Origin of the sequence: Pseudomonas sp. CM27, from assembly GCF_013179515.1 — a bacterium.
In the GTDB taxonomy this organism is placed as follows: domain Bacteria; phylum Pseudomonadota; class Gammaproteobacteria; order Pseudomonadales; family Pseudomonadaceae; genus Aquipseudomonas.
On sequence record NZ_JABMCN010000250.1, the window covers coordinates 1 to 2,782 of the forward strand.

The 2,782-nt window shown below is 67.1% G+C and carries 2 protein-coding genes; both read left to right on the top strand.

The genetic code is table 11. From position 1 onward, the window contains the following. Positions 1 to 1,246, top strand: a 1,246-nt coding sequence (locus HP547_RS24150; protein WP_172287852.1) for an efflux transporter outer membrane subunit, incomplete at its 5' end; no start/stop codon positions are given. Beyond that, a partial coding sequence (locus tag HP547_RS24155) for an FUSC family protein (protein WP_172287855.1) occupies positions 1,243 to 2,782 on the top strand: 1,540 nt, incomplete at its 3' end. The genes HP547_RS24150 and HP547_RS24155, both read left to right, overlap by 4 nt.

The following is a 2,782-nucleotide window of genomic DNA, read 5'->3' on the forward strand; positions in this document are numbered from 1 at the left end:
CAAGGCCATGGCCGGCGTGGTCGAGTCGGCGGAGCAGCTCCAGGCCACCGGCCAGGCCACGCTCAAGCGCCATAACTGGCCGGAAGACCAGTTCTACGGCCCTGGCGCGTTGTCGGGCGCCAACACCTGGGACAACAATGCCGCCATCGGCTTCAGCTACGCCCTCGACCTCTGGGGCCGTGAGCGCAATGCCAGCGAGCAGGCCGTGGACCAGGCGCACATGAGCGTAGCCGAAGCCCGCCAGGCGCAGCTGGAGCTGCAGAACAACGTGGTGCGGGCCTATATCCAGCTGAGCCTGCACTTTGCCCAGCGCGATATCGTCAAGGCCGAGCTTGCGCAGCAGGAGCAGATCCTGGCCCTGGCCAAGCGCCGCCTGGATGCCGGCATCGGCACCCACTTCGAGGTCAGCCAGGCCGAAGCGCCGCTGCCGGAAACCCACCGCCAGCTCGACAGCCTCAACGAAGAAATCGCGCTCACCCGCAACCAGCTGGCCGCCCTGGCCGGCAAGGGCCCAGGGCAGGGCGCGCAGCTACAGCGCCCGAGCCTGACCCTGGCTGCGCCGCTGAAGCTGCCCTCGAACCTGCCTGCCGAACTGGTCGGCCAGCGCCCCGACGTGGTCGCCAGCCGCTGGCAGGTGGCTGCCCAGGCGCGTGGCATCGACGTCGCCCACGCCGGCTTCTTCCCTAATGTCGACCTGGTCGGCAGCCTGGGCTTCATGGCCACCGGCGGCGGCCCGCTGGAGTTCCTGACCGGGCGCAAGTTCAACTACAACGTCGGCCCGGCCATCAGCCTGCCGGTGTTCGATGGTGGCCGTCTGCGTTCGCAGTTGGGCGTGGCATCGGCTGGCTACGACGTGGCCGTGGCGCGCTACAACCAGACCGTGGTCGGTGCGCTGAAGAACATCTCTGACCAGCTGATCCGCCGCGAGTCGATGCAAGAGCAGTCGCACTTCGCCGCCGAGTCCGTCGCCGCCGCGCAGAAAACCTACGACATCGCCATGGTTGCCTTCCAGCGTGGCCTTACCGATTACCTCAATGTGCTCAACGCGCAGACCTTGCTGTTCCGTCAGCAGCAGATACAGCAGCAGGTGCAGGCCGCCCGCCTGATCGCCCATGCCGAGCTGGTGACCGCGCTGGGCGGTGGCCTGCAGGCCGGCCAGGACGTACCTGATGAAGACCGCCAGGCGGCGCCGAAAACCCCGGCCAGCCTGGCCATTTTCGACAAGCAGCCGGACAACGCCGAATGAGCACTTCCAGCCTGCCCGTGCGCTGGCTGCACAGCCTGGAGTGGCGCCGGGGTTTCTTTGCCTGGGCGCGCACCGACGGTGTTACCTGGGTGTACATTTTCAAGGTCCTGGCGGCGGCGTTCATCACCCTGTGGCTGGCCATGCGCCTGGAGCTGCCGCAACCGCGCACGGCGATGATCACCGTGTTCATCGTCATGCAGCCGCAAAGCGGCCACGTGTTCGCCAAGAGCTTTTACCGGGTGCTCGGCACCTTGGCCGGCTCGGCGATGATGGTGGCACTGATTGCCATCTTCCCGCAGAACACCGAGCTGTTCCTGCCCAGCCTGGCACTGTGGGTGGGCTTGTGCTCGGCCGGTGCCATGCGCTACCGCACCTTCCGTGCCTATGGGTTTGTGCTGGCGGGCTACACGGCGGCGATGATCGGCCTGCCGGTTCTGCAGCACCCCGACCAGGCGTTCATGGCTGCGGTGTGGCGGGTGCTGGAAATTGCCCTGGGCATTCTCGTATCGACCTTCGTCAGCGCCGCGATCCTGCCGCAGTCGGCCAGTGCCGCCATGCGCAACGCCCTGTACCAGCGCTTTGGGGTGTTCGCCGGGGTGGTGGTCGAGGCCTTGCGCGGTGACAGCCAGCGCGATCGTTTCGAAACCAGCAACGTGCGCTTCGTCGCCGAGGCCGTGGGCCTTGAAAGCCTGCGCAACGTCACCGCCTTCGAAGACCCGCACATGCGCCGCCGCAGTGGCCGCCTGGTGCGCATGAACAGCGAGTTCATGGCCATCACCACGCGTTTCAATGCCCTGCATCGCTTGCTGGAGCGCCTGCGCAACCGTGGCCCGCTGCAGATCGTGAGCGCCATCGAGCCGGGCCTGAACACCCTGGTAGAACTGCTGCAGCCGTACGTGGGCCGGGCGCTGACCGACGCCGACGCGCTGCGCCTGACCCTGGAGCTGGCCGCCTACAAGGAAGGCCTGCAAGCCCAGGTGCGTGGCCTGCGCGCCGAGTACCTGGCGACCGCGCCCAGCGATGCCGACCTGCTCGACTTCCACACCGCGTTCGAGCTGCTGTACCGCTTCGTCGACGAGATGTACAGCTACGCCGAAACCCATGCCTCGCTGGCCGTGCACAGACACCAGCGCGAGCAGTGGGACGAGCCCTACGTGGCCCAGACCAGCTGGCTGGTATCGCTTGCTGCAGGCGTGCGCGCTTCGGCAGTGCTGTTGCTGCTGGGCAGTTACTGGCTGCTCAGTGACTGGCCCAGCGGCGCGATGATGACCCTGATCGCCACGGTCACCGTGGGCCTGTCGGCGGCTTCGCCGAACCCCAAGCGCATGTCGTTCCAGATGGCCTGCGGCACGGCCATCGGCGCCTTCGTCGGCTTCTTCGAAACCTTCTTCGTGTTCCCCTGGATCGACGGTTTCCCGCTGCTGTGCATGGTGCTGGCGCCGGTGTTCGTGCTGGGCGCGTTTCTTTCCTCGCGGCCGGCCTATGCCGGCTACGGCATCGGCCTGCTGGTGTTCTTCGCCATCGGCTCGGTGCCGA